The organism is Rhodosalinus sp. FB01 (assembly GCF_041365715.1).
Taxonomy (GTDB): domain Bacteria; phylum Pseudomonadota; class Alphaproteobacteria; order Rhodobacterales; family Rhodobacteraceae; genus Rhodosalinus.
Window position 1 is genome coordinate 44,096 of sequence record NZ_JBGFSH010000002.1, and the last position, 22,855, is coordinate 66,950.

Here is a 22,855-nt window from a genome sequence, read left to right on the forward strand (position 1 = left end):
CGCGGCGGGGCCGGTCAGGGATCGGCCCCGCCTTTTTTGCGCCGGGCCCCTCGATGCAACGGCGCATGGGAGCAAGGTCACCATGGCAACATATGATTTCGTTTTCCGGGCCCTCGGGCTCGAGGAGTGGTGCGCGGCCGATGGCGGCGACGCAGCCCCGATGTCGATGGACGCGCTTGTCGCCCAAAGCTCGGGCGAAGAGGCGTCGACATCCATCTGGACCCTTCCATTCCCCTCGATGGACGCGCTGAACGAGGCCTGTCCTGCGTTTCCCCAGTCGCGCAACGTCACGCTCGGCCTGGAGCAGGGCTTTCTGGACGTGAAGGACTCCATGAGCGTCGTGCTCGATCCGATCACGCAACCCTTGTCCTGGCTGCTCGAAGGGGCGCTCTACGGCATTCTCAACACGCCCTGGTGGATCGTCATCCCGCTCCTGATGCTCGTCGTCTGGATGGTGTCGAGATCCTGGAGGCTTCTGGCCTTCGTCGCGCTCAGCCTCGGCGGGCTCGCCTTCATCGACTACTACAGCTACGCCATGCAGACGCTGGCGATCATCTTCGTCTGCGCGTTTCTCTGCGTGCTTCTGGGCGTGCCGATCGGGATCGCGATGTCGCGCTCCGACCGACTGCGCGGGGCGACGATCCCGGTCCTCGACATGCTTCAGACGCTTCCGCCCTTCGTCTATCTCATCCCGCTCATCTTCCTCTTTTCGGTGACAGAGCCCAAGCTCTACGGCATCGCCATCATCCTTTACGCCATCGTCCCGGTCATCCGGCTGACCGATCTTGGCATCCGCATGGTGGACCCGTCCGTGATCGAGGCGGCCGACGCCTTCGGCATGACCAACCGGCAGAAGCTTTACGGGGTGCAGATCCCGCTGGCGCTGCCGAACATCATGGCGGGCGTGAACCAGACCATCATGATGAGCCTCGCGATGGTGGTGATCGCCTCGCTGGTCTCCGCGCCGGGCCTCGGCGTGCTGGTGCTGCGGGGGATCAACAACCTGGAGCTTGGCGTGGGCCTCGTTTCCGGGCTTGGCATCGTGCTTCTGGCGGTGATGCTCGACCGGACGACCAAGGCGGCGCTCGATCGCGTCAACGCCGCGAGCGCCGCGCAGCAGAAATCATGAGCGGGGCGGAGCACATGGACAAGAACGTCAAGATCTCGATCCGCCACCTCTACAAGATCTTCGGGGCCGACCCCGAGGGCGCGCTGGAGCATGTCCGCGCGGGTGTCGGTAAACCCGAGCTGTGGGAGGACTACGGCCACGTCCTCGGCCTTGAGGATATCAACGTCGACATCCGGGACGGGGACATCACGGTGATCATGGGGCTGTCGGGGTCGGGGAAATCCACGCTCATCCGGCACCTCAACCGGCTGATCGAACCCACGGCGGGCGAGATCCTCCTCGACGGCGAGGACGTGCTCGCCCATGACGAGCGGGCCCTGCGCGCCCTCCGGCGCCAGAAGATGTCGATGGTGTTCCAGCACTTCGCGCTCTTGCCGCACCGAACGGTGCTGGAGAATACGGGCATGGCCCGGGCGGTCCGCGGCGAGCGCCACGCGGAGTACGAGCAGGACGCCCTGAAATGGCTCGATCGCGTGGGGCTCGGCGGCCAGGGCGGGCAATATCCCCACCAGCTTTCCGGCGGGATGCAGCAGCGGGTCGGCCTTGCCCGCGCGCTCGCCTCGGATTCCCCGATCATGCTGATGGACGAGGCGTTTTCGGCCCTCGATCCGCTCATACGCACCGACATGCAGAACCTGCTGCTCGACCTGCAGGAGGAGTTGCGGAAGACGGTCGTGTTCATCAGCCACGACCTCGACGAGGCGCTGAAACTCGCCGATCACCTCGTTATCCTGAAGGATGGCCGCGTGGTGCAGCAGGGCGAGCCGCAGAACATCCTGCTTCACCCCAACGACCCCTACATCGTGGATTTCATCAGCGACATCAATCGCGCGCGGGTGCTGCGCGTGCGCTCGGTGATGACCGCCAGCAAGGCGCCCGAGGGGCCGTTCGCCGGAGACGTCGATCCCGACGACACGCTGGAATCGGTGATCGCGATCTCGGGCGGGGACACGCAAGTCAGGTACCGTGTCACGCGCGACGGCGAGCCGATCGGCGTGCTGCACATGAAGGATCTCGTGCGCGCCCTGGTGCCCACCAACGGCGCCGATGACGGGATGCGCGCCCGCGCCGTCTGAGGCCACCGGCAGCGCACGCCACGAGGTCGGAACGGCGCTCGCCGGCCGACGGCGGGCTCCTGCCCGGCGTCCCCGACATCGTGACCGCGTGCCTGGCCGGCTCGCCGGGCCGGTCAGCGGTCCGTCTCTCGCGGACGAGTTGACAACCGACCTCCGCCTCGCCGAGCGTAGCGCCAACCCGGGCCACAGGACCGCGGACTCCCATGCGCAACGCGACATATGCGACGGCACTCACCCTGATGTTCGGCTGGCTCCTGTGGGTCGGCCGCCCCGTGCTCGTCCCGGTCATCGCAGCGGTCATCTCCGTCTACGTCCTGTCCACCGCCGCCGCGACCATGCAGGCGCTTCCGGTGGTCGGCCGCCTCCCGGCCATGGCCCGCCGCGGCATCGTGCTGCTGGCCTTCGCGGTGGGGCTCGTCTCGCTCTTCGTTCTCGTCATCAACAACCTCGCCCAGGTCGCCGCGGCGCTTCCCCGCTACGAATCCAACCTCGACGCGCTGGTGACGCGCAGCGCCAGCCTTCTCGGCATCGAGAACGAGCCGACTTGGGAAAACATGCGCCGCGTGACGCTCGACCAGGTCGACATGCGGACGTGGATCACCCCGGCGCTGCTCTCGCTCAGAGGCTTCGGCACGACGCTGTTCCTCGTCGTGCTCTACGCGAGCTTCTTCATGGCGGAACGCGGCGTGATGGCCCGGAAGGTCATCATCGCGATGGGCGGGGCAGAGGCCGGAGAGCGGGCGCTTTCCTTGCTGGCCCGGATCAACGACCGCATCGGCCGCTACCTCTTCGTCAAGACCGTGGTGAACATCATCCTCGGCGGCGCCTCTTTCGCGATCATGCTGCTTCTGGGGATCGAGTTCGCGCTCTTCTGGGCGGTGCTGATCGCGTTCCTCAACTATATCCCGTATATCGGGTCGCTCATCGGCGTGATCTTTCCGGTGCTGCTCAGCCTCGCCCAGTTCGGCACGCTGTGGATGGCGAGCGTCGTCCTGGTGGCCCTGACCACGGCCCAGATCGTCGTCGGCGCCTATCTGGAGCCGCGCATGATGGGCCGGGCCTTCAATCTGAGCCCCTTCGTCGTCCTCCTCGCGCTGGCGGTCTGGAGCACGCTCTGGGGCCTGCCCGGCGCGCTTCTGGCCGTGCCGATGACGGCAAGCCTCGTTCTCGTGCTTTCGGAGATACGAGCCACGCGACCGATCGCCGTGATGCTGTCGGCGAGCGGAAAGGTCTGACGCACGGGTCAGCGATGGCCCGGTCCCGGCCTGCCAAGGCGGGCCGCACCGGCCGCTTCCGAAGCGCATCGCGGACCCACAAGATGCGGCGATGGAACCTTGCGGCCCCTGAACCTGGTTGGTGCCCGCGGCGAGACTCGAACTCGCACGGCCTTTCAGCCTGGGGATTTTAAGTCCCCTGTGTCTACCATTCCACCACGCGGGCATGCCCGCGTGACCCTAACGGGCCGGTCCGGGGAACGGAAGGCGGCGTCAGAGTTCCTCGCCTTTCAGAAGCGACCGTTCCGGCAGCCACGGGTTGATCGCGAGCGCCGCGCGCAGCAAGGCCTGCGCCTCGGCCTCGCGTCCCAGCGCGGTGAGGGTCAGCGCCTTGCCCGAAAGCGCGCCGAGATGGGTCGGCGCCCGTTCGAGGGCGGCGTCGAGGTCGGCAAGCGCCGCGGCGAAATCCTGGTCGAGATAATGGACGAAGGCGCGCTGGTTCCAGCCCTCGGCGTAATGCGGGCAGTACTCGATCAGCCGGTCGAACTCCGCCCGCGCGCCGAGAAGGTTCCACGACGCGCGCATCCCCATGCCGCGGTCCAGCACCGCCTGTGCCGCCTCGTCTGGCGCGTCGGTGTAAAGCTCCCAGGCCCGGTCGTTGAGCGGCTGCGCGGTCGCCGGGTCGGGCGCCTCCTGCATCCGCTCGTAGAGCGCGGCGAGTTCCCTCTCGTGGTCCGGGACCGGCGGGCACGCGGCGCGCGCGGGCGCCGCGGCGACGACCGCGGCCAGCAGAAGAGACAGGGTCAGAATACGCATCCCCGAAAGCATCGCCCGGACCGGCGGCCGCGATCAAGTCACATCCGCGACATATCCCTCCTTCACCGCCTGCATCGCCATGTAGGTCGAGGTGCTCGCGACATGCGGCAGGGTCGAGATGCGCTCTGCCAGGACTTCGCGATAGGCGCGCATGTCGGGCGTGCGCACCTTCAGCAGGTAGTCGAAATTTCCCGCGATCAGGTGCGCCTGCTCGATTTCGGGCGTGGCCGCCACCGCAGCGTTGAAGGCGGCGAGCGCGGCCTCGCGCGTGTCGTCGAGGCGGACCTCCACGCAGGCGACATGCTCGAGCCCCAGCCGGATCGGATCGAGGATCGCGCGGTAGCCGCGTATCACGCCGCTGTACTCCAGCCTGCGCAGCCGGGCCTGGGTGGGCGATTTCGACAGCCCGATTCGGCGGGCGAGCTCGGTGACGCTCACACGGCCGTCGCGCGCGAGCTCGTCGAGAATCGCGCGATCGAAACGATCGAGGCCCAGTTGATCGGGTGACTTCATTCAGACCTCGAGTTTGGTCGCTCCGCCTGCCAAATCCCAACTTATCAGGAAATCCGCCCGCCGCCACGCTGATATGCTTTACGGCGACAAGGAGGATCTCAAGCCATGCCCCGTGACGCCGCAGACCTGCGCGCCGCCATCGACGCGGCGACCTATGCCGACGAAGGCGAGACGATCGCCCGCCTCGCCGAAGAGGCGCGACTGACCGAGGACGACCGCGCGCGGATCAGCGACCGCGCCGCGGGTCTGGTGCGCGAGATCCGGTCCTCCACGCATCCGGGCCTGATGGAGGTGTTCCTCGCCGAATACGGGCTTTCGACGGAAGAGGGCATCGCGCTCATGTGCCTTGCCGAGGCGCTTCTGCGTGTGCCCGACGCCGAAACCATCGACGCGCTGATCGAGGACAAGATCGCGCCCTCGGACTGGGGCCGGCACATGGGCCGCTCCACCTCCACGCTGGTCAACGCCTCGACCTGGGCGCTGCTGCTCACGGGGCGTGTGCTCCGGGAAGACGCGCAGCCTGGGCCCGTCGCGGCGCTGCGCGGCGCGGTGCGGCGGCTGGGCGAGCCGGTGATCCGCACCGCCGTCGGCCGCGCCATGCGAGAGATGGGCCGGCAATTCGTCCTGGGCGAGACGATCGAGAGCGCGATGCGCCGTGCCGCAGAGCAGGAAGCGAAGGGATATACCTACTCCTACGACATGCTTGGCGAGGCCGCGCGCACGGACGCCGACGCGCTGCGCTATCACCGCGCCTACTCGGATGCCATCGCCGCGATCGGCGGCGCGGCGAAGGGTGACGTCCGGGACAACCCGGGCATCTCGGTCAAGCTCTCCGCGCTTTCGCCGCGCTACGAGGTGGCGCAGCAGGCGCGCGTCATGGAGGAGCTCGCCCCGCGCTTTCTCGACCTCGCGCAGCAGGCGAAGGCCGCGGGCATCGGGCTCAATATCGACGCCGAGGAGGCGGATCGCCTCTCGCTTTCGCTCGACGTGATCGAGGCGGTGCTGGCCGAGCCCTCGCTCGCCGGCTGGGACGGCTTCGGCGTGGTGGTGCAGGCCTACGGGCAGCGTGCGGCGCCCCTGCTCGACTGGCTGCACGATCTCGCGGAACGGCACGACCGCCGCCTGATGGTCCGGCTGGTGAAGGGCGCCTACTGGGACACCGAGATCAAGGCGGCACAGGTGGACGGCATCGACACCTTCCCCGTCTTCACGTCGAAGGCCGCGACCGACATTTCCTATCTCGCGAACGCGCGGAAGCTGCTCGGGATGACCGACCGGATCTACCCGCAATTCGCCACCCACAACGCCCACACGGTCGAGGCGATCCTCGACATGGGCAACGACCGTAACGCCTTCGAGTTCCAGCGCCTGCACGGCATGGGCGAGACGCTCCACGGGATCGTCAAGGCGAAGTCGGGCGCGCGCTGCCGCATCTATGCGCCGGTGGGCGCGCATCGCGACCTGCTGGCCTACCTCGTCCGCCGCCTGCTCGAGAACGGGGCAAATTCGAGTTTCGTGAACCAGATCGTGGACGAGAGCGTGCCGCCGGAAGACGTCGCGCGCGATCCCTTCGCCGTGCTGGCCGAAGGCGGTCGCCGCATCCCGACGGGCGCGGAGATCTTCCTGCCGGAGCGGCGGAACTCCCGGGGCTTCGACCTCGCCCACCGGCCGACGCTCGACGCGATCGAGGCCGCGCGCGGCCCCTTCGCGGACCATGTCTGGGACGCCGCGCCGCTCTTGGCGGGCGCGGCCGCGCCGCAGGCGCCGGAAGAGACGCGCAACCCGGCCCGGCCCGCGGATGTCGTGGGCCGCGTCAGCTGGGCGAGCCCGGCGGACGCGGACACCGCGCTTTCCGCCGCGCGCGCCTGGGACGCGCCCGCCGCCGAGCGCCGTTCGGTGCTGGAACGTGCGGCGGACCTGTACGAGGCGCATTACGGAGAGCTTTTCGCGCTCTGCGCGCGGGAGGCCGGCAAGTCCCTCAAGGACAGCGTGGCGGAGCTGCGCGAAGCGGTGGACTTCCTGCGCTACTATGCGGCGAACGCGCCCGAGGCCGATCCCGTGGGCCGCTTCGTCTGCATCTCGCCCTGGAACTTTCCGCTCGCGATCTTCACCGGCCAGGTCTCGGCCGCGCTCGCCGCTGGCAACGCCGTGCTGGCAAAGCCGGCCGAACAGTCGCCCCTCATCGCCCATCGCGCGGTGCAGCTGCTGCACGAGGCGGGCGTCCCCCGCGCCGCGCTTCAGCTTCTGCCGGGGGCGGGCGACATCGGCGCGGCGCTGACCTCGGACGCGCGCACCGACGGCGTGGCCTTCACCGGGGGGACCGACACGGCGCGGCTGATCCGCAGCGCCATGGCGGAAAACCTCGCGCCGGGCGCGCCGCTCGTCGCCGAGACGGGCGGGCTCAACGCGATGATCGTGGACTCCACCGCGCTGCCGGAACAGGCGGTGGCCGACATCGTGGAAAGCGCGTTCCAGTCCGCGGGCCAGCGCTGTTCGGCGCTTCGGTGCCTCTACGTGCAGGAGGACATCGCCGAGGAGTTCACCACGATGCTCACCGGCGCGATGGACGCGCTCGCCATGGGGGATCCCTGGGCGCTGTCCACCGATGTGGGGCCGGTGATCGATGCGGATGCCCACAAGAGCATCTCGGACTATGTCGCGGCCGCGAAAGAGGAAGGGCGACTTGTCCACAGCATCGCGGCGCCGTCGGGCGGCCATTTCGTGGCCCCGGCGCTCATCCGGGTGACGGGCATCGCGGATCTCGAGCGCGAGGTCTTCGGGCCGGTGCTGCACATCGCCACCTTCCGCGCCGAGGAGATCGACGCCGTGATCGCGGCGATCAACGCCACGGGCTACGGGCTCACCTTCGGCCTCCAGACCCGGATCGACGACCGCGTGCAGCATGTCTGCGACCGGGTCCATGCCGGCAACATCTACGTGAACCGCAACCAGATCGGCGCCATCGTCGGCAGCCAGCCCTTCGGCGGCGAAGGGCTTTCGGGCACCGGGCCGAAAGCGGGCGGGCCGCACTACCTCGCGCGCTTCTGCCGGCATCCCGCGCCCGACACGGCCGGCGACTGGGAGGCCGCGATGGAGGTCGCGGACATCGAGGCGGCGATCACCTCCGCGACGCCGGGTGCCGCGGAACGGAGGCTCTCCCTCCCCGGCCCCACCGGCGAGTCGAACCGGCTTTCGATCCTGCCCGGGGCGCCCGCGCTTTGCGCCGGCCCAGGAGCCGAGGCCGTCCGGGCACAGGCCGAGGCCGTGCAAGCGCTCGGCGGCCTTCCGGTCGAGGCCGCGGGCCATCTCGATCCCGCCGCGCTGACGCCGCTGCACGAGGTCTCCTGCGTTCTGTGGTGGGGCGACGCCGAGACGGCCCGGGCCATGGACCGCGCGTTGGCCGCGCGGGAGGGGCAGCTCGTGCCGCTGGTGAAAGGGCTGCCGGACACCGGCCATGTCTGCGACGAGCGCCATGTCTGCGTCGACACGACCGCGGCGGGCGGAAACGCCGCGTTGCTCTCGGGCGCGGCTTGACGCGACCGGGGGCAGCGCTCAGCTTAGCGCCATGTTTCCGATCCGCGATCACAACCCGTCGGGGCGCGTGCCCTATGTGACCTTCGCCCTGATGGCGTTGAACATCGTGGTGTTCCTGAGCTACGTCCAACTTTTCGCGGACGGGCGCGCGATCAACCTGTTCTTCTTCGACTGGGCGCTGACACCCGCGCGCCTGGCCCAGGGCGAAGCGTTGCACACGCTCGTGACGTCGATGTTCCTTCACGGCGGGTTCATGCACCTGGCCGGGAACATGCTCTTTCTCTTCATCTTCGGCGACAACCTGGAGGACGAGATGGGCCATGGCGGCTTTCTCGCCTTCTATCTCGCCTCTGGCATCGGCGCGGCGCTCGCGCAGGCGTTCTCGGCACCGTTGTCCGAGGTGCCGATGGTCGGCGCCTCGGGCGCGATCGCCGGCGTGATGGGGGGCTACCTTCTGTTGTTCCCGAAGGCGCGGGTCGATGTCCTCGTGATCCTCGTGGTGATCTTCAAGGTGCTGCCGGTGCCCGCCTGGCTCATGCTGGGCGTCTGGTTCGCGCTTCAGCTCTTCAGCGGGATCGGCGCGGACGCGGCGGCGGGCGGGGTGGCCTACTGGGCGCATGCCGGCGGTTTCGTCGCGGGCCTCGCGCTTGCCCTGCCGCTCTGGCTCAAGCTGGGCGGACCGGCCTACTGGACCCGCACCCATGGCGAGCCGCCGCATCCCGCAGCGACCTACCGCACGCGCCGCACCCATATCCCGCGTGCCGGGCGGCGGCGCATGAAGCCATGGATCAATCGCCGCGAATGATCCTGGAGAACCCTTCGAAGAGGTCACCGTTGGCGGCGATGATCTCACCCGTCTCCAGCGGGTCGGCGCCGTCGCGCAGCGGCCCGACGAGCCCCCCCGCCTCGGTCACGATAAGGCTTCCCGCGGCGACATCCCAGATCTGCAACTCGCGTTCCCAGAACCCCTCGTAGCGGCCCGAGGCGACGTAGGCCAGATCGAGCGCGGCCGCGCCCCAGCGCCGCACGCCCGCGCATTCCGGCATCAGCCGGGCGAGATCCTGCAAGGTGGCCGGCAAGGTGCGCTTCGCGCCGAACGGCACGCCCGTGGCGAACAGCGCCTCGGACATCCGCGCCCGCCCGGACACGCGGAGGCGGCGGCTGTCGTTCATCCAGGCGCCCTGCCCCTTCTCGGCATAGTAAAGCTCGTCCTTGGCGGCGTCGAAGACGATCGCCGCCACGATCTGCTTCTTGTGCTCGAGCGCGATGGAGATCGCCCAGTGCGGCAGGCCGTGCAGGAAGTTCGTCGTGCCGTCGAGCGGATCGACGATCCAGCGCCGGGTCGGATCTGCACCCGGCGTCTCGCCACCCTCCTCGGCAAGCCAGCCGTAGTTCGGCCGCGCGCCCAGCAGTTCCTCCTTCAGGATCGCCTCGGCCGCGAGGTCGGCGCGCGTGACGAAATCGCCCGCGCCCTTGCGCGACACCTGAAGGTTCTCGACCTCGCGGAAATCCTTGACCAGGGACCGGCCCGCCTTGCGCGCCGCCTTGATCATGATGTTGAGGTTGGCGCTGCCCTGCATGCTCCCGGCTCCTCTGGATCAGGCCGGGCGTATACGCGCAGGCGCGGGGAATGCCAAGGCCGGCCGGCGCCTCGGGAGGGGCGTTTTACGCGACCGTCAGGCCGGGTCACCCGCGCGGTCGAGGCTTGCCGTCCGCACCGACCTTCCGGCCGGGTGGCACCTGATCTTCCCGTGGGGCGCGAGGTGCGGCCCCGCGATGCGGGGCACGGGCACCGCGTCGTCAGCCGAAGGCGCGCAGAACCGCCACCCCGGCCCAGGCGGAGACCGCCGTGAGCGCCGTGCCCCATGTCAGGTCCACCGCGACGAGGGTCCAGTGCCAGTCGCGCAGCACGGCGTAGTTGGTGAATTCGTAAGTGCCATAGGCCACGAAGCCCAGCACCGCCCCGCCCACGAGCGCCTGCATCGGGTCGCCCGCGCGCAGGGCCGGCACCGAGACCAGGTAAAGAAGCCCCGCGACATAGGCGAGGTAGAACACCGCGGCCGGCCCCATCCGCAGCGGCTCGGCCATGATCGCACCGATCCGTCCCTCGAAGAGCGGGCGCAGCACCATGTTGAGCATGAGCGCGTCGAGAACGAGGAAGACCCCCGCCGTGGCAAGGTAGAGAAGTGCGATCTGCATGGGCGCCGGTCCTTCAATCATTTCAGGAGAATACGGGAGCCGGCGCCCGCCGGATCGTTATCGCTTGTCCGCCAGTTTCCCGAACTCGTGATCGAGGCGCGCGCGCATCTTCTTGGCGGCGCCGCGCACCGCGGATTCGATGTCGGTATCGTCGTGATTGGCGCCGAAGGGGCGCAGGCCCTCGGGCCGCGCCTCCAGCGTGGCGCGGATGTCCACGCCGCCCTTGTCGGCGTTGAGATCCTTGATGTGCACCTCGACGCGGCTCAGGCGCGACGCCACCGGGCCCAGGGCCTGCGTCACCAGACGCTCCACGACTTCCTTGACGCGGTCGTCGCCCTGAAGATGGTTGTCGGTGTTGAGCTGGATCTGCATCGGGTTCTCCTGGCTTGCGGGCGGCTCAGCCGCGGTTGATCTGCATTTGCCGGTTTCGGCCATCCGTGTCGATCCCTCCGAAAATGATCGCGCTCGGCATCTCGGAAAAGACCGCGCGCGCGGGGACGTCGCCGTCGATCCCGCCCTCGATCGTCAGGAAGCTCCAGCCCCCGTCGGACGACAGCGCCGCGGGCGCTTCAGGCAGGCCGGGCGTGCCGTCCGCACCGGGACCGAAACCCGCCACCCGGTCGGCTTCGTCCACCGGCACGCCGATGGCCGCGCGGTCGAGACGCCCTTCCTTCGGCCAGAAGGTGAGGGACAGATCGCCGTCGCGCGGCGGCGTGAATTCGAAGGGCTGGTCGTCGCTCATGGGGAAGCCTCCTGTTGTCAGGGCAAAGGCTAGCAGGGCGATGCGGCGGGGTTAAGCCGGTTTCGGCGCGGGCGGGTCGCTAGCCCGTCACCTCCCGGAACTCCCGCCACTCCCCTTTCGACATGCCGGAGCTCTCCTGCGTGACCTCCTCCCCCTTGAGCATCCGCCGGATGCAATCAAGGGCCGTGGCCGAGAGGGTGGCGCCCCCCACACGGTAGTCCTGGAACGCCTTCCAGCTGAGCGGCACCCAGTCGGCGACGAGATCCCCGATGGTCTCGGCATAGACGCGGATCTCGTATTGCGCGTGGGCATCGGCGCGCAGGCGCAGGAAATGCAGAAGGTTGTGCAGATCGGTCTTCCAGTACCACTGGGTGTAGACATTGGCGGGCAGATTCATCCGCGCGAGTTCGCGGGCGAGGCCCTGCTGACCCTCGTCCGAGATCATCTCCTCGTAGTGGTCGTAGCAGCGCGCGGCATCGGCCTTCAGGATTTCGAGCACGCGCGCCGCCTCCTGCCCTTCCAGCGTGGCGCCGCGGCCCTGGTTGTTCACGGTCGACTGGGCCGCCAGCATTTCAGGCGCGGGGATGTAGAACTCCCGGTCGAGGATCGAGTAGCGCGCCGAGTACTCGTTGACGTTGGCGGTGCGGTGGCGGATCCACTGCCGGGCGACGAAGACCGGCAGTTTCACGTGCAGCTTGAGTTCGCACATCTCGAACGGTGTCGAGTGCCAGTGGCGCATGAGGTAGCGGATGAGGCCCTCGTCGTTCGAGACGTGTTTCGTGCCCGCCCCGTAGCTCACGCGCGCGGCCTGTACCACGGCGGCGTCGTCGCCCATGTAGTCGATCACCCGGACGAAGCCGTGATCGAGCACCGGCTGCGCGGTGTAGAGATGGGCCTCCATCCCGGGGCTTACCGCGCGCAGGGTGGGTTGAGGGCTGGCGCGCTGCGCCTCGATTTCCGCCTGCTGCTCTCGGGTCAGGGTCATCCCGGAATCCTCCACCGCTACATGAGTCGCGTTTCCACCATATATTGAGGCGACCACCGGTGAAAACGCCAGATGCTGCGTAGGCAAATCCGCCTCAGTTCGAAAGATTTCCACAGGCCGCGCGGAACAGGCCGTTGACTTCCTGTGGATGACTCCGAAAATGTGACGAAAAACAAGACGAAACCGTATGGAATTGAGGCGGCGGTCCGATGGCACGACTTCTGATGCTTTTTCTCGTCCTGACGCTGGCCGCGGGCTGCGACAGCGACGGCACGAATCCCTTCGACAGGGACGACCCGGCCGATCCCGGCGATCCGGGCGGCGAAACGCCCTCGGGCGACATCCCGGAAACACTCGCGGGCGACGTGACGCGGGTGCGCTACGACCCTGCGGACAACACGATCGTCGTCGAGGGGCTTACCCTCGACGCCACGCCGTTCGAGGCCGTCTACAGCCGCGCGCCCGCGCTCGAGGCCAACGTGCCGGGCTATCAGGTCTACACCGCGCAGGACGATGCGCTCGACCGCCACTCCACCGCCTTCGCCGCCCAGTCCAACAACAGCGGCGCGGTTCGCGCCGGGGTCACGGTGACGGGAGGGCCGCGCAACCGGTTCTTCGGCGGAACCTACTATGAACGCGACGGTGGCTTCAGGCCGCCGGCGGGCGGTCTCGTGACCTATACGGGGCGTTACGCGGGGCTCACCAATGTCGGCGGCAGTGGGGAGGATCTCATTCCCGTGCCGGGGGGCACGAACCCGGAACTCATCCCCGACCAGGCCGCCGAGGTGACAGGCGACGTGTTCATGAACGCCGACTTCTCGGACAACTCCATCGAGGGCAGCATCGTCAACCGCAGCCTCGAGGGCACCACCCTTCCGAGCCTCGTTCTGATCAGAACCGACATCGCAGCGAACGGCACCTTCTTCGGCGATGTCGAGTTCGAAGCGTCCGATCCGCTCTCCGGGGACAACCCCGTCGGCAACGATATCGGCGATTACGGCGGCATCATCGGCGGGCCGGACGGGGACGGGCTGGCTGGCAGCATCACCCTCAGCGAGTTCGACGGACTCGGCGACCAGCTGGGTTTCGAGAACGAAGAGGAGTACGGCATCTTCGTGCTCGACCGCTGCGGAACGCCCGGCGCGGCCGACCCGCTGGGCCTCTGCGCAAGCGTGAACTAGACCGTGATCCGGCGCGCCGCGACGCGCTGGCGGGGGGCCGGGCGGGCGCTTCTGGCCGGAGCGCTCGCCGCCCTGCTGTGGTCCCCCGGTCCGGCGCGGGCGGAGGCGGCGGAGCTGTCCATCCCCCTCGCGCGGGGCCTTGCGGAGGCGGCGGTGCGCGCCGGCGACGTCGCGCTTGCCACGCAGATGGCCCGCGCGCTTCTGGACGCCGATCCCGAGGACGATTTCGCGCATTACGTGCTCGCGCACGCCGCGCGGGCGGAGGACCGGCCGCGCGCCGCGCGGCGCGCCGCCGTGCGCGCCTTCCGGTACGCCCAAAGCGACGGGCGCCGCTTCGAGGCCGCGCAGATGGCCGCGCGAGGGGCGCTGGACGCCCGGCAGTTCACCGTGGCGCAGTACTGGCTGCGGCGCGCGACCGACGTGGCGCCGACCGACCAGGCCCGCGATGTCGCCACGCGCGACTTCCGGGCCGTGCGCCGGATGAACCCCTTCAACTTCCAGCTCCGCTTTTCGGTCTCTCCGTCCTCGAACGTCAACAACGGGGCCGAGGACGCGCTCAACGTGATCGACGGCGTGCCGGTGGTGGGACTTCTCAGCCCCGACGCGCTGGCGCTCTCGGGCGTGGAAACCACGGTGGATCTGCGCACGCGCTTCCGCCTGCATGAAACGGCCCGGCAGCGCACGGAACTGACCGGGCGCGCCTATCTCCGCCGCGTCGCGCTTTCGGACGAGGCAAAGCGGAAGGCGCCCATGGCCAGCAACGGCGACTATGCCCTGAACGTGCTGGAGGCGGGCCTGCGGCACGACATGGCGCTCGGTCCCGCGGCGGGGATGCTTCGTCTTTCGGGCGCGCTGGGCGACATGGCCTATGCGGGCGATCCCTACCTCGATTTCGCGCGGCTGACCCTGGCGCATGTGAAGCCCGTGGCGGACAGGGGGCGGCTGCACTACGGGCTCGGACTGGAAGCGCGGCGCTACGACCGGGCGGCCGACCGGCCGGAGCGGATCGCGGACCTCTTCATGGGGTATCGCCACGCCCTCGCTTCGGGCGACAGCCTCGATTTCGGCGTGTCGCTGCGCGCCAACGACGTTGACAGCACCACGCTGCTGTCGCGCGGGATCACCGCGCGGCTCGGCTACGATTTCGGGCGCGCCTTCGGGCCGGTGACGCTCTCGGCGGCGATCGCGGCCAGCTACACCGACTATCCCGACTATCGCGTGGCCACGATCCGCGTGCCCGGAGGGCGGCAGGACGAGAGCCTCGCGGCTACCTTCGACATCGCGTTCCAGGACATCCAGCACGCGGGCTTCCTGCCGGTCGTGAGCCTCAAGGCCGAACGCACGCTGTCCAACGTGAGCCGCTTCGAGACCGATTCCGTCTCGGTGAGCTTCGGGATCCGCTCGGCCTTCTGATCTCGACATCGCGGCGCGCGGGCCTAGAGTGCCGATGGAACCAGGCGACAGGAGGCACCCCATGACCATCCGCTATCTTCACACCATGGTCCGTGTGAAGGACCTCGAGAAATCCATGGCGTTCTACGCGCTTCTGGGCCTGAAGGAGACGCGGCGCTGGGACAACGACCAGGGGCGCTTCACCCTCGTCTTCATGGCGCCGCCTGGGCAGGAGGAGTGCCCAGTGGAGCTGACCTACAACTGGGACGGGGACGAGGGGCTGCCCTCGGACAGCCGGCATTTCGGCCATCTCGCCTACCAGGTGGACGACATCTACGAGATGTGCCGGCACCTGATGGACAACGGCGTGACCATAAACCGCCCGCCGCGGGACGGGCGCATGGCCTTTGTCCGCTCGCCCGACAACATCTCGGTCGAGCTTCTGCAGAAGGGCGACGCGAAGGAGCCGGCGGAGCCCTGGGCCAGCATGGAGAACACGGGGCATTGGTGAGGGCCCTCGCCCTCACCCTCGCCATTGGGGTCTGGACCGGCGCGGCGGCGGCAGAGTGCCGCCTCGCGCTGGCGCTCGCGCTCGACACCTCCTCGTCGGTGGACGCGCGGGAACACCGCCTTCAGCGCGAGGGCCTGGCCGCCGCACTACGTCATCCCGATATCCGCTCGGCCATCCTGTCGGGCGCGCCGGGGCATGTCGCCCTCGCCGTGTACGAGTGGTCGGGGCGCTACCAGCAGGCGCTCATCCAGGGCTGGATACCGCTCGACAGCGACGCAGCCATCGATGCGGCCGCGGCCCGGCTTCTCGGCGCGCCGCGCAGTTACAGCGAGTTTCCCACCGCCATCGGTTACGCCCTGGGCTATGCCGCCGGGCTTTTCGAAAACGGGCCGGACTGCGCGCGCCGGGTGCTGGACGTGTCCGGCGACGGGATCGGCAATGACGGGTTCGGGCCGCGTCACGCCTACCGGCATTTTCCCTTCGCGGGCATCACCGTGAACGGCCTCGCGGTCGGGGGGCACGACCCGCATGTGCTGGACTACTACCTCGACGAGCTGCGCCTCGGCCCCGAGGCCTTCGTGGAACACGCCGAGGATTACAGCGACTTCCAGGTGACGATGACACGGAAGCTGCTGCGGGAAATCGGCACTCTGGCCGTCGGCGCGGCGCGTTGAGACGTGCCGCCTGCGCGATGTTGCTGCTGGCCGGGCTCGCCGTTGCCGCGCGGGCGGAGGCCGCGTGCCGGCAGGCGCTGGCCCTGGGCCTCGACGTCTCGGGATCTGTGGACGCGCGGGAATACCGGCTGCAACTCGACGGCCTGGCCGACGCGCTCGCGGCGCCCGAGATACGCGAGGCGCTTTTCGCGATCCCGGCCGCGCCGGTGGCCGTTGCCGCCTACGAATGGAGCGGCCCCGCCCCGGCGCGGGACATTCTGGGCTGGACCGAGATCGCCGACGAGGCCGCGCTTCTGGCGGTGACGGCTCGGCTGCGCGCGGCCCGGCGCGCCCCGGGCGACGACAGCACCGCGCTCGGCCATGCGATGCGCCACGGGGCCGCGCTTCTTGCCGCGCGGCCGGACTGCTGGCGCCATGTGCTCGACATCTCGGGCGACGGAAAGGCCAACGCGGGGCCCGCGCCACGCTCCGTCCGCAGCAGCTTTCGGGGGATCACGGTCAACGCGCTGGTCGTGGGGGCGGACGCCCGCGATTCCCTCGACCGCAGACAGGTCCAGATCGGGGAATTGTCGAGCTACTTCAACGCGCATGTGATCCACGGGCCCGACGCCTTCGTCGAGACAGCGCTCGGCTATGAGGATTTCGCCCGCGCCATGCGCCGAAAGCTTCTGCGCGAACTGTCGGCCCCGTCGCTGGCCACGCTCGATCCGGCAGGGCCCGGGCACCCCGCGCATCGGTCTCAGTAGATGTAGCGGATCTGGTCCGTCCAGAAACGTTCCAACCGACGCAGCGCGGCGGTGCTTTCCACGAGGCGCGCAGGGTCGACGCCTGTCTCGACCTCCAGCCCCTCGGCATGGCGCGCGAAGAGCGTGGCGACGATCTCGCGGATCTCGCGCCCTTTCGCGGTAAGACGCACACGCACGGCGCGGCGATCGATCTCGCAGCGCTGATGGTGCATGTAGCCGCCATCGACGAGCTTCTTCAGGTTGTAGCTGACATTCGACCCCTGGTAATAGCCCCGGGTCTTCAACTCGCCCGCCGTGACCTCGTTGTCGCCGATGTTGAAGATCAAAAGCGCCTGCACGGCGTTGACCTCCAGCACGCCCAGGCGCTCGAATTCGTCCTTTATGACGTCGAGCAGCAGGCGGTGCAGCCGTTCCACCAGCGACAGCGTTTCGAGATACGGGGTGATGAGGCTCTGCCCGCTGGCGGGCAGCATCGCGGTCTGCATGCTCATGTCGCGCCGGTCTCCGCTTGACTTGCGGGCCGGAGATTGGCGCGGAATACCGAAGAAGAGGTTAAATCCTTGGAATAAATTCTAAAATTCTAGCTAACTCGCCATCCCGAGGCGCGCGCGGATCTCGCCGATCAGGGGCGCGTGCCGCGCCGGAGGCTCCGACTGCCCGGCCACCCAGGCATAGAGGTCCTGGTCGTTCTCCTCGAGCAGCGCCTCGTAGGCATCGAGCGCCGCATCGTCCATGCCCGCGAGCCGCGCCTCGGCGAAGCCCTGCAGGATCAGGTCCATCTCCTTCGGGCCGCGGCGCATCGAGCGCATCGAAAGCCGGCGCCGCCGGGTCTCGGCGGTTTCGGTCATGCGGAGGCCTCTTCCTTGAGGCGCTGGCGAAGCCGCTTCTCAAGCTTGCCGAGGCGCTCGGAGGTGGTGCGCAAGGAGGTCTTGAGCGTGCGAAGCTCGGTAAGAATCTCGGTGATGTCGGGCGAAAGCGCCTCTTCCTCCGCCGGGCTTTCGACGCCCTCCCCCTCGCCGGTGAGAAGCCACATGATCGAGACGTTCAGGATGCCCGCCATCATCGACAGCCGGTTGGCGCGGGGTTCTGACAGGTCCTCTTCCCAGCCGCGCAGCGTTCCGAGCTTCACGCCGAGCCGCTTGGCAAGCTGCGCCTGCGTCATGCCGGCGTTTTCGCGCGCCGCCGCCACGCGGTCGCCGAAGGTGGCCTGATCGGGGCCGTACCAGTCGCCGGAGGCGTCGCTCAAATCGTCCATGGCTCTCTCCCATCCGCTGCGCGATCGCCGCTTGATCGCTTTCGAACCCCAGCCTAAGACATGGGGCACCCCAGTTCAAACCGGTGTGACCATGATCCCGATTTCCGCGACCCTCGAGCGCGTGCAGCCTTCGCCCACCATCGCGGTGACGCAGCGGGCGCGGGATCTCAGGGCCGAGGGGCGCGACGTGATCGGGCTTGGCGCCGGCGAGCCGGACTTTGACACGCCACGGCACATAAAGGATGCCGCAATCGCGGCACTCGAGGCGGGAAAAACGAAATACACCGCGCCGGACGGTATCCCCGAGCTCAAGGAGGCGATCGCGGCCAAGTTCCTGCGCGACAACGGCCTTCGCTACACGCCGGCCGAGATCGGTGTCTCCTCCGGCGGCAAGCAGGTGCTCTTCAACGCGCTGATGGCCACGCTCAATCCCGGCGACGAGGTCATCGTGCCCGCGCCCTACTGGGTGAGCTACCCCGACATGGTCCGCATGGCGGGCGCGGAGCCGGTGATCGTGCCCTGCGGTCTCGACACGGGCTTCAAGCTCTCGCCCGAGGCGCTCGAGGCCGCGATCACGCCCCGGACGCGCTGGGTCATCCTCAATTCGCCCTCGAACCCGACGGGTGCGGGCTACGGCCGCGACGAGTTGCGCGCGCTGAGCGACGTGCTGATGCGCCACCCCCATGTCTGGGTGATGTCGGACGACATCTACGAACACATCGCCCATGACGGGTTCACCTTCTGCACGCCGGCCGAGGTCGAGCCCGGTCTTCGCGACCGGACGCTCACGGTGAACGGCGTCTCGAAAGCCTACGCCATGACCGGCTGGCGCATCGGCTACGCGGGCGGGCCAGAGCCGCTGATCACCGCGATGCGCAAGGTGCAGTCGCAGTCCACATCCTGCCCCTGCTCGATCAGCCAGTGGGCGGCGGTGGCCGCGCTGACCGGACCGCAGGACTACATCGCCGAAAGCTGCGCGGCCTTCCGCCGCCGCCGCGACCTCGTGGTGGAGCGGCTGAACGCGATCCCCGGTATCGACTGCCCCGTGCCCCAAGGCGCCTTCTACGTCTTCCCCTCGATCGCCGGGCTCATCGGGCGGACCTCGGCGGGCGGGCAGCGGATCGACGACGACGAGACCTTCGCCGCCGCTCTGCTCGAGGAGGAGGGCGTGGCGGTCGTGTTCGGCGCGGCCTTCGGCCTCTCGCCCCATTTCCGTGTGAGCTACGCCACATCGGACGACGTGCTGGAGGATGCCTGCGACCGCATCGCGCGCTTCTGCGGCGGCCTGGGCTGAGGCGGCCGTGGCGGACCTGCCCGACTACTACTTCCGGGTGCGCGACAACGGCGCGCTGGTCTTCCGCGTGGACACCGAGAACCGCCACCGCCGCATAGAGATGGACCCGATCGCCGCCGTGAACATCCGCAACGGCGAGATCAGGCCCCAAGGCGACCGCGTCCTTTCGGAGACCGATGTCGAGGTCATCCGCGACTGGATGGCCGAACGCCGCGAGGTCGTCGCCGCGCGCGAGATGGACGACATCTTCCGCGCGGTGGATCACCTCAACCTCACCGCGCACTGGGCGCAGACCAGGGCGACCGACGCCGAACTGGACGAGGTGACGGAGTCGCTTCTCCTGGCGATGCACGACCTGCGCAGCGTGCTGGTGCGGCGCAAGTCCGAGCAGCTGGCACGCGACGACGATTAGGCCGCGCGCCGGCCCGCCCTTCCCTGCCCCGCGCGGAGCCGCGGCACGGAGCCCCACCAGAAGCGCGTCATCAGCAGCACCCCCGCGCAGGCAAGGCCGAGGGTCAGCCCGAGCCAGACTCCCGGGCCGCCCCAGCCCAGCACGAAGCCCATCACCCAGGCGCCGGGAATGCCCACGCCCCAATAGCTGACCGCCGCCATGACCATCGGCACGGCGGTGTCCCGCACCCCGCGCAAAAGCCCGAGCGCCATCACCTGCGCGGCGTCCACGAGCTGAAAGAGCGCCGCGATGGCGAGCAGCGTCGCGCCCAGCGCCATGATCTCGCCGCGGGCGGATTCCGCGGGATCGAGGAAAAGCGCGTAGAGCGGCCCCGGCACCGCCAGGAACAGCACGATCGTCAGGAGCGCCGCCACGAGGCTGAGGCCGAGCACGGCGCGCGCGCCCCGGGCCAGATGCTCCGCGTCGCCGCGCCCGAAGGCGTTGCCGGCACGGATCGTCGCCGCGTTGGACAGCCCCATGTGGATCATGAAGGTGGCGGAGGCGATCTGCAGCGCGATGCCGTGCGCCGCGAGCGGCACCGTCCCGAGCCAGCCCATCATCACCGAGGACACCGAGAAAAGACCGATCTCGGCGAGGTTGGTCACCCCGATCGCTGCACCCATGCGCGCCACCTGCCGGAACACGTCCCAGTCGGGGCGCCAGAGCCGGACGAAAAGACTGTGCTGGGGTAGCGCCGCCGCGGCGTAGGCGGCCGAGAACAGCAGCGCCACCGCGTTCGTCGCCACCGAGGCGATGGCCGCCCCGGGCAGGCCCAGTTCCGGCGCGCCCCAGTTGCCGAAGATGAGCGCGTAGTCGAACAGGGCGTTCGCCACGGCGGCCGCGACGGTGATCCAGAGCACCACCTGCGTGCGCCCGAGCGCGGCGAGATAGGATTTCAGCACCATCACCAGAAGCGCGGGCAGGATGCCGGGCCCGGCGATGCGCAGGTAGTCCTGCGCCGCCGCCGACAGCTCGGGCGTCTGCCCGAGCAGGCGCAGCAGCGGGGCGGAGAACCAGAATATCGGCAGGCAGGCCAGCGCGAAGAGGACGGACAGCCACAGCCCCATGCGCGTGACCCGACGCACGGCCGTCTCGTCCGCCTCGGCCTCGGCCGAGGCCACGAGCGGCATGACCGCCCAGGCGATCCCCGCCCCCATGATCCAGAGCGTGAACCAGAGCGCGGTGGCGAGCACCAGCGCCGCCAGCCCCTCGACCGAGTGCCAGCCCATCATGACCGTGTCGGTCAGGTGGATCGCGAACTGCGCGAGATGCCCGCCGATCAGCGGGAACCCGAGCAGCAGGATGGCGCGGAGGTGCCGGGTATATGACATGGCGGCAGCGGGCATGGCCGCGCTCTAGCGCCGGTCCGCGCCTCCGGCAAGACGGGATCAGATCGCGGCGATAAGAAGCTGCCACGAGATCAGCGCCACCACGGCGCCGGCCCCGATCTCGATGAGCGGAAGCGCGCGCGCCGCGCCGCTGCCGCCGGCGAACTGGGCGAGCGTCCCCTCGCGCATCGTCACCGCCGCGACGGCGACCGCCACCGTCACGCTCGCCGTGCCGAGCGCCATCGCCACCGCCCCCGCGACGCCCTGCCAGACGAGATCCATGCGCCAGGTGAGGATCAGCAGGAAAAGCGCGCCGGTGCAGGGCCGGATCGCCACCGCGGCCACGAGAAGCGCGGCATCGCGGAGGTTCGACACCTCGCCCGCCTCTTCCATGCTGGGGCCGTGGCGGTGCCCGCAGGAGCTGCAGGCGCCCTCCGGCCCGTGGCCCTGGCGATGGTGGCCGTGATCGTCGCCCGGCCGGGCCTGCGGCCGGCGCCAGAGCTTGCGCGCCCCGCGCGCCACCAGCCAGAGGCCGATCAGCCCGATCGCGGCGTAGGACAGCGGCGCCATCCACGCCTCGGCCGCGCCCACCATCTGCTGGCGCGTCCAGCCGAGCGCCCAGACACCCGCATAGACCAGCGCGATCGCCGTGCCCGCCTGCGCTAGGCTCGAGGCCAGCGCGAGGCCCGAAAGGCGCAGGACCGGCACCCGCCGCGCGACCCCGTAGCCCCCGATCAGCAGCTTGCCGTGGCCCGGCCCGGCGGCGTGGAAGAACCCGTAGGCGAAGCAGAGCCCCCAGAGCGTGGCGAGCGCGCCGGGCTCGCCCGCGCGGAGCGCCCGAAGCGCCCCCGCCATGGCGCGCTGCGCCTCCTGCTGGCCCGCGGCCGCCCAGCGCGCGACGTCGTCCGCCCCGCCCCAGAGCCAGAGCCACGCAGCCAGCGCGGCGATGGCAGCCATGGCCGTCAGGAGGACGAGGCGCATGTGATCCGGGCCTTGTCGGCGTAGAGGTGCCCGATCTCGAGCGTCTCGAAGGTAAGCTCGGTGACCTCTCCGACGATCTCGGCGACCCGCGCATCGGCCTCTTCCGGGTCGGCCTCCGTGATGGGCGCCGCGCAGCGTTCCGGCAGGCGCACGCCTACGAGTTCGTAGGCGACGTAGAAGGTCGGGTCGTAGGCCTCGATCACGGTGCCCTCCGCCGGGAAGGGCGTCACGTCGCGCCGGTGGGAGGCCACGATCCGGCCCTCCTCCACCGCGATCCCTGTGGCGGTGGGCAGCCCGATCTCCGCCGTCTCGTCACCGTTGACGAGGTAGAGGTCGCCCTCGAACCAGTCGGGCCATTCCACGAGGTCGAAGCCGCGAAGCGCGTCGAGCTCGGCCTCGGTGAGCACGCCGTCGGCCTCGGGGTCGAGCCCCATGTCCTCGAGGATGAGAAGGGTGAAGAAATCGTCGTAGACCCAGGTGACCTCCACCCCGGTGATCATGCCGGCATCGCCCAGCTCGACCTTCACGGTCGCGTCGACGAAGATGTGGGGATGAGCTCCGAGCGCCCCGGGCAGGCTGGTCACGAGGGCAAGGATGGCTGTGCGGAACATGGGCGGAACCTACGCTGCACGGGCGAGACCGGCAACCGGCGACCAGCCTGCGCCGCGCGGATTTCCGCCAGCGTGCCGGTCCCGGCCGCGCTGCGGTCCGAAGGCCTGCATCGCCCGGCCCCTGCCCCGTGCCGCCGCAGAGCGACGCGCGACCGGCACGGCGCGCGCGGGCACACCCGGGCCGGAAACCCTTGGACCTGTCCGAAAAGGATCGAGTCTCCGA

General features: G+C 69.4%; 25 protein-coding genes and 1 tRNA gene. 12 read left to right on the top strand and 14 right to left on the bottom strand.

The window, feature by feature from the left end; genetic code table 11:
- Nucleotides 1-82: 82 nt before the first annotated feature.
- From AB6A65_RS02870 to AB6A65_RS02880, 3 genes are all read left to right on the top strand, one after another.
- On the top strand, nt 83-1,129 hold the full coding sequence (locus tag AB6A65_RS02870; RefSeq protein ID WP_371036852.1) for an ABC transporter permease: 1,047 nt from the start codon (nt 83-85) through the stop codon (nt 1,127-1,129).
- Between the two features lie 14 nt (nt 1,130-1,143).
- The gene (locus AB6A65_RS02875) at nt 1,144-2,205 is read left to right on the top strand and encodes a glycine betaine/L-proline ABC transporter ATP-binding protein (protein ID WP_371037237.1); all 1,062 of its coding nucleotides are present in this window, start codon (nt 1,144-1,146) and stop codon (nt 2,203-2,205) included.
- A 203-nt stretch (nt 2,206-2,408) separates the two neighbouring features.
- Nucleotides 2,409-3,440 carry an AI-2E family transporter gene (locus AB6A65_RS02880; RefSeq protein ID WP_371036853.1) on the top strand — a complete coding sequence of 344 codons (1,032 nt, stop codon included), beginning with the start codon at nt 2,409-2,411 and terminating at the stop codon, nt 3,438-3,440.
- A 119-nt stretch (nt 3,441-3,559) separates the two neighbouring features.
- Here the strand turns inward: AB6A65_RS02880 and AB6A65_RS02885 are convergent.
- The 3 genes from AB6A65_RS02885 to AB6A65_RS02895 all read right to left on the bottom strand — a co-directional run bounded on the left by AB6A65_RS02885 (nt 3,560) and on the right by AB6A65_RS02895 (nt 4,748).
- Nucleotides 3,560-3,645, bottom strand: a tRNA-Leu gene (locus tag AB6A65_RS02885).
- Between the two features lie 47 nt (nt 3,646-3,692).
- Nucleotides 3,693-4,235, bottom strand: a complete 543-nt coding sequence (locus AB6A65_RS02890) for a tetratricopeptide repeat protein (protein WP_371036854.1) — start codon at nt 4,233-4,235, stop codon at nt 3,693-3,695.
- Nucleotides 4,236-4,268: 33 nt separating this feature from the next.
- Entirely contained in the window at nt 4,269-4,748 is a 480-nt protein-coding gene (locus AB6A65_RS02895; RefSeq protein ID WP_371036855.1) for an Lrp/AsnC family transcriptional regulator, read from the bottom strand.
- A 105-nt stretch (nt 4,749-4,853) separates the two neighbouring features.
- On the opposite strand from AB6A65_RS02895, the gene putA reads away from it, so the two are divergent.
- On the top strand, nt 4,854-8,282 hold the full coding sequence (gene putA / locus AB6A65_RS02900) for a bifunctional proline dehydrogenase/L-glutamate gamma-semialdehyde dehydrogenase PutA (protein WP_371036856.1): 3,429 nt from the start codon (nt 4,854-4,856) through the stop codon (nt 8,280-8,282).
- Between the two features lie 31 nt (nt 8,283-8,313).
- A complete protein-coding gene (locus AB6A65_RS02905) occupies nt 8,314-9,087 on the top strand; it encodes a rhomboid family intramembrane serine protease (protein WP_371036857.1) in 774 nt (257 codons plus the stop codon).
- Here the strand turns inward: AB6A65_RS02905 and AB6A65_RS02910 are convergent.
- From AB6A65_RS02910 to thyX, 5 genes are all read right to left on the bottom strand, one after another.
- On the bottom strand, nt 9,071-9,862 hold the full coding sequence (locus AB6A65_RS02910) for an inositol monophosphatase family protein (protein WP_371036858.1): 792 nt from the start codon (nt 9,860-9,862) through the stop codon (nt 9,071-9,073). The genes AB6A65_RS02905 and AB6A65_RS02910 overlap by 17 nt on opposite strands.
- Nucleotides 9,863-10,082: 220 nt before the next feature.
- The gene (locus tag AB6A65_RS02915) at nt 10,083-10,481 is read right to left on the bottom strand and encodes a DUF2177 family protein (protein WP_371036859.1); all 399 of its coding nucleotides are present in this window, start codon (nt 10,479-10,481) and stop codon (nt 10,083-10,085) included.
- A gap of 57 nt (nt 10,482-10,538) precedes the next feature.
- Nucleotides 10,539-10,853: an HPF/RaiA family ribosome-associated protein gene (locus AB6A65_RS02920; protein ID WP_371036860.1), complete on the bottom strand. Its 315-nt coding sequence runs from the start codon at nt 10,851-10,853 to the stop codon at nt 10,539-10,541.
- 25 nt (nt 10,854-10,878) lie between these two features.
- A complete protein-coding gene (locus tag AB6A65_RS02925; RefSeq protein ID WP_371036861.1) occupies nt 10,879-11,223 on the bottom strand; it encodes a hypothetical protein in 345 nt (114 codons plus the stop codon).
- A 79-nt stretch (nt 11,224-11,302) separates the two neighbouring features.
- The gene (gene thyX / locus AB6A65_RS02930; protein ID WP_371036862.1) at nt 11,303-12,208 is read right to left on the bottom strand and encodes an FAD-dependent thymidylate synthase; all 906 of its coding nucleotides are present in this window, start codon (nt 12,206-12,208) and stop codon (nt 11,303-11,305) included.
- Between the two features lie 209 nt (nt 12,209-12,417).
- Between thyX and AB6A65_RS02935 the strand changes: the two genes are divergently transcribed.
- The 5 genes from AB6A65_RS02935 (at nt 12,418) to AB6A65_RS02955 (ending at nt 16,712) form a co-directional block, all read left to right on the top strand.
- Nucleotides 12,418-13,389 carry a thymidylate synthase gene (locus AB6A65_RS02935; protein WP_371036863.1) on the top strand — a complete coding sequence of 324 codons (972 nt, stop codon included), beginning with the start codon at nt 12,418-12,420 and terminating at the stop codon, nt 13,387-13,389.
- A gap of 3 nt (nt 13,390-13,392) precedes the next feature.
- Nucleotides 13,393-14,802, top strand: a complete 1,410-nt coding sequence (locus AB6A65_RS02940) for a hypothetical protein (RefSeq protein WP_371036864.1) — start codon at nt 13,393-13,395, stop codon at nt 14,800-14,802.
- A gap of 61 nt (nt 14,803-14,863) precedes the next feature.
- Entirely contained in the window at nt 14,864-15,292 is a 429-nt protein-coding gene (locus AB6A65_RS02945; RefSeq protein WP_371036865.1) for a VOC family protein, read from the top strand.
- Nucleotides 15,289-15,966 (top strand): DUF1194 domain-containing protein, encoded by a 678-nt coding sequence (locus AB6A65_RS02950; protein WP_371036866.1) that lies wholly within the window; start codon nt 15,289-15,291, stop codon nt 15,964-15,966. Before AB6A65_RS02945 ends, AB6A65_RS02950 begins: the two co-directional genes overlap by 4 nt.
- The gene (locus AB6A65_RS02955) at nt 15,963-16,712 is read left to right on the top strand and encodes a DUF1194 domain-containing protein (protein WP_371036867.1); all 750 of its coding nucleotides are present in this window, start codon (nt 15,963-15,965) and stop codon (nt 16,710-16,712) included. Before AB6A65_RS02950 ends, AB6A65_RS02955 begins: the two co-directional genes overlap by 4 nt.
- Here the strand turns inward: AB6A65_RS02955 and AB6A65_RS02960 are convergent.
- The 3 genes from AB6A65_RS02960 to AB6A65_RS02970 form a co-directional block, all read right to left on the bottom strand.
- Complete coding sequence (locus tag AB6A65_RS02960) at nt 16,706-17,203, bottom strand: MarR family winged helix-turn-helix transcriptional regulator (RefSeq protein ID WP_371036868.1); 498 nt, start codon at nt 17,201-17,203, stop codon at nt 16,706-16,708. The genes AB6A65_RS02955 and AB6A65_RS02960 overlap by 7 nt on opposite strands.
- A gap of 93 nt (nt 17,204-17,296) precedes the next feature.
- On the bottom strand, nt 17,297-17,560 hold the full coding sequence (locus tag AB6A65_RS02965; protein WP_371036869.1) for a succinate dehydrogenase assembly factor 2: 264 nt from the start codon (nt 17,558-17,560) through the stop codon (nt 17,297-17,299).
- The gene (locus AB6A65_RS02970; RefSeq protein ID WP_371036870.1) at nt 17,557-17,967 is read right to left on the bottom strand and encodes a multiprotein-bridging factor 1 family protein; all 411 of its coding nucleotides are present in this window, start codon (nt 17,965-17,967) and stop codon (nt 17,557-17,559) included. The genes AB6A65_RS02965 and AB6A65_RS02970 overlap by 4 nt, the downstream gene beginning before the upstream one ends.
- A 91-nt stretch (nt 17,968-18,058) precedes the next feature.
- On the opposite strand from AB6A65_RS02970, the gene AB6A65_RS02975 reads away from it, so the two are divergent.
- Nucleotides 18,059-19,261, top strand: coding sequence for a pyridoxal phosphate-dependent aminotransferase (locus AB6A65_RS02975; RefSeq protein WP_371036871.1), 1,203 nt, complete (start codon nt 18,059-18,061; stop codon nt 19,259-19,261).
- A gap of 7 nt (nt 19,262-19,268) precedes the next feature.
- Entirely contained in the window at nt 19,269-19,673 is a 405-nt protein-coding gene (locus AB6A65_RS02980; protein WP_371036872.1) for a hypothetical protein, read from the top strand.
- Here the strand turns inward: AB6A65_RS02980 and AB6A65_RS02985 are convergent.
- From AB6A65_RS02985 to AB6A65_RS02995, 3 genes are read right to left on the bottom strand one after another with little or no spacing between them, the layout of a single operon-like run.
- Nucleotides 19,670-21,058, bottom strand: a complete 1,389-nt coding sequence (locus AB6A65_RS02985) for an MATE family efflux transporter (protein ID WP_371036873.1) — start codon at nt 21,056-21,058, stop codon at nt 19,670-19,672. The genes AB6A65_RS02980 and AB6A65_RS02985 overlap by 4 nt on opposite strands.
- A 42-nt stretch (nt 21,059-21,100) precedes the next feature.
- Nucleotides 21,101-22,021, bottom strand: coding sequence for a nickel/cobalt transporter (locus tag AB6A65_RS02990; protein WP_371036874.1), 921 nt, complete (start codon nt 22,019-22,021; stop codon nt 21,101-21,103).
- Nucleotides 22,003-22,632, bottom strand: coding sequence for a DUF1007 family protein (locus AB6A65_RS02995; protein WP_371036875.1), 630 nt, complete (start codon nt 22,630-22,632; stop codon nt 22,003-22,005). Before AB6A65_RS02995 ends, AB6A65_RS02990 begins: the two co-directional genes overlap by 19 nt.
- Nucleotides 22,633-22,855: the final 223 nt, after the last annotated feature.

Excerpts from the sequence above, each read along its gene's own strand:
- AB6A65_RS02870 (WP_371036852.1), top strand. The coding sequence starts at position 83 with ATGGCAACATATGATTTCGTTTTCCGGGCCCTCGGGCTCGAGGAGTGG.
- AB6A65_RS02875 (WP_371037237.1), top strand. The coding sequence starts at position 1,144 with ATGGACAAGAACGTCAAGATCTCGATCCGCCACCTCTACAAGATCTTC.
- AB6A65_RS02880 (WP_371036853.1), top strand. The coding sequence starts at position 2,409 with ATGCGCAACGCGACATATGCGACGGCACTCACCCTGATGTTCGGCTGG.
- AB6A65_RS02890 (WP_371036854.1), bottom strand. The coding sequence starts at position 4,235 with ATGCGTATTCTGACCCTGTCTCTTCTGCTGGCCGCGGTCGTCGCCGCG.
- AB6A65_RS02895 (WP_371036855.1), bottom strand. The coding sequence starts at position 4,748 with ATGAAGTCACCCGATCAACTGGGCCTCGATCGTTTCGATCGCGCGATT.
- putA (WP_371036856.1), top strand. The coding sequence starts at position 4,854 with ATGCCCCGTGACGCCGCAGACCTGCGCGCCGCCATCGACGCGGCGACC.
- AB6A65_RS02905 (WP_371036857.1), top strand. The coding sequence starts at position 8,314 with ATGTTTCCGATCCGCGATCACAACCCGTCGGGGCGCGTGCCCTATGTG.
- AB6A65_RS02910 (WP_371036858.1), bottom strand. The coding sequence starts at position 9,862 with ATGCAGGGCAGCGCCAACCTCAACATCATGATCAAGGCGGCGCGCAAG.
- AB6A65_RS02915 (WP_371036859.1), bottom strand. The coding sequence starts at position 10,481 with ATGCAGATCGCACTTCTCTACCTTGCCACGGCGGGGGTCTTCCTCGTT.
- AB6A65_RS02920 (WP_371036860.1), bottom strand. The coding sequence starts at position 10,853 with ATGCAGATCCAGCTCAACACCGACAACCATCTTCAGGGCGACGACCGC.
- AB6A65_RS02925 (WP_371036861.1), bottom strand. The coding sequence starts at position 11,223 with ATGAGCGACGACCAGCCCTTCGAATTCACGCCGCCGCGCGACGGCGAT.
- thyX (WP_371036862.1), bottom strand. The coding sequence starts at position 12,208 with ATGACCCTGACCCGAGAGCAGCAGGCGGAAATCGAGGCGCAGCGCGCC.
- AB6A65_RS02935 (WP_371036863.1), top strand. The coding sequence starts at position 12,418 with ATGGCACGACTTCTGATGCTTTTTCTCGTCCTGACGCTGGCCGCGGGC.
- AB6A65_RS02945 (WP_371036865.1), top strand. The coding sequence starts at position 14,864 with ATGACCATCCGCTATCTTCACACCATGGTCCGTGTGAAGGACCTCGAG.
- AB6A65_RS02960 (WP_371036868.1), bottom strand. The coding sequence starts at position 17,203 with ATGAGCATGCAGACCGCGATGCTGCCCGCCAGCGGGCAGAGCCTCATC.
- AB6A65_RS02965 (WP_371036869.1), bottom strand. The coding sequence starts at position 17,560 with ATGACCGAAACCGCCGAGACCCGGCGGCGCCGGCTTTCGATGCGCTCG.
- AB6A65_RS02970 (WP_371036870.1), bottom strand. The coding sequence starts at position 17,967 with ATGGACGATTTGAGCGACGCCTCCGGCGACTGGTACGGCCCCGATCAG.
- AB6A65_RS02975 (WP_371036871.1), top strand. The coding sequence starts at position 18,059 with ATGATCCCGATTTCCGCGACCCTCGAGCGCGTGCAGCCTTCGCCCACC.
- AB6A65_RS02985 (WP_371036873.1), bottom strand. The coding sequence starts at position 21,058 with ATGCCCGCTGCCGCCATGTCATATACCCGGCACCTCCGCGCCATCCTG.
- AB6A65_RS02990 (WP_371036874.1), bottom strand. The coding sequence starts at position 22,021 with ATGCGCCTCGTCCTCCTGACGGCCATGGCTGCCATCGCCGCGCTGGCT.
- AB6A65_RS02995 (WP_371036875.1), bottom strand. The coding sequence starts at position 22,632 with ATGTTCCGCACAGCCATCCTTGCCCTCGTGACCAGCCTGCCCGGGGCG.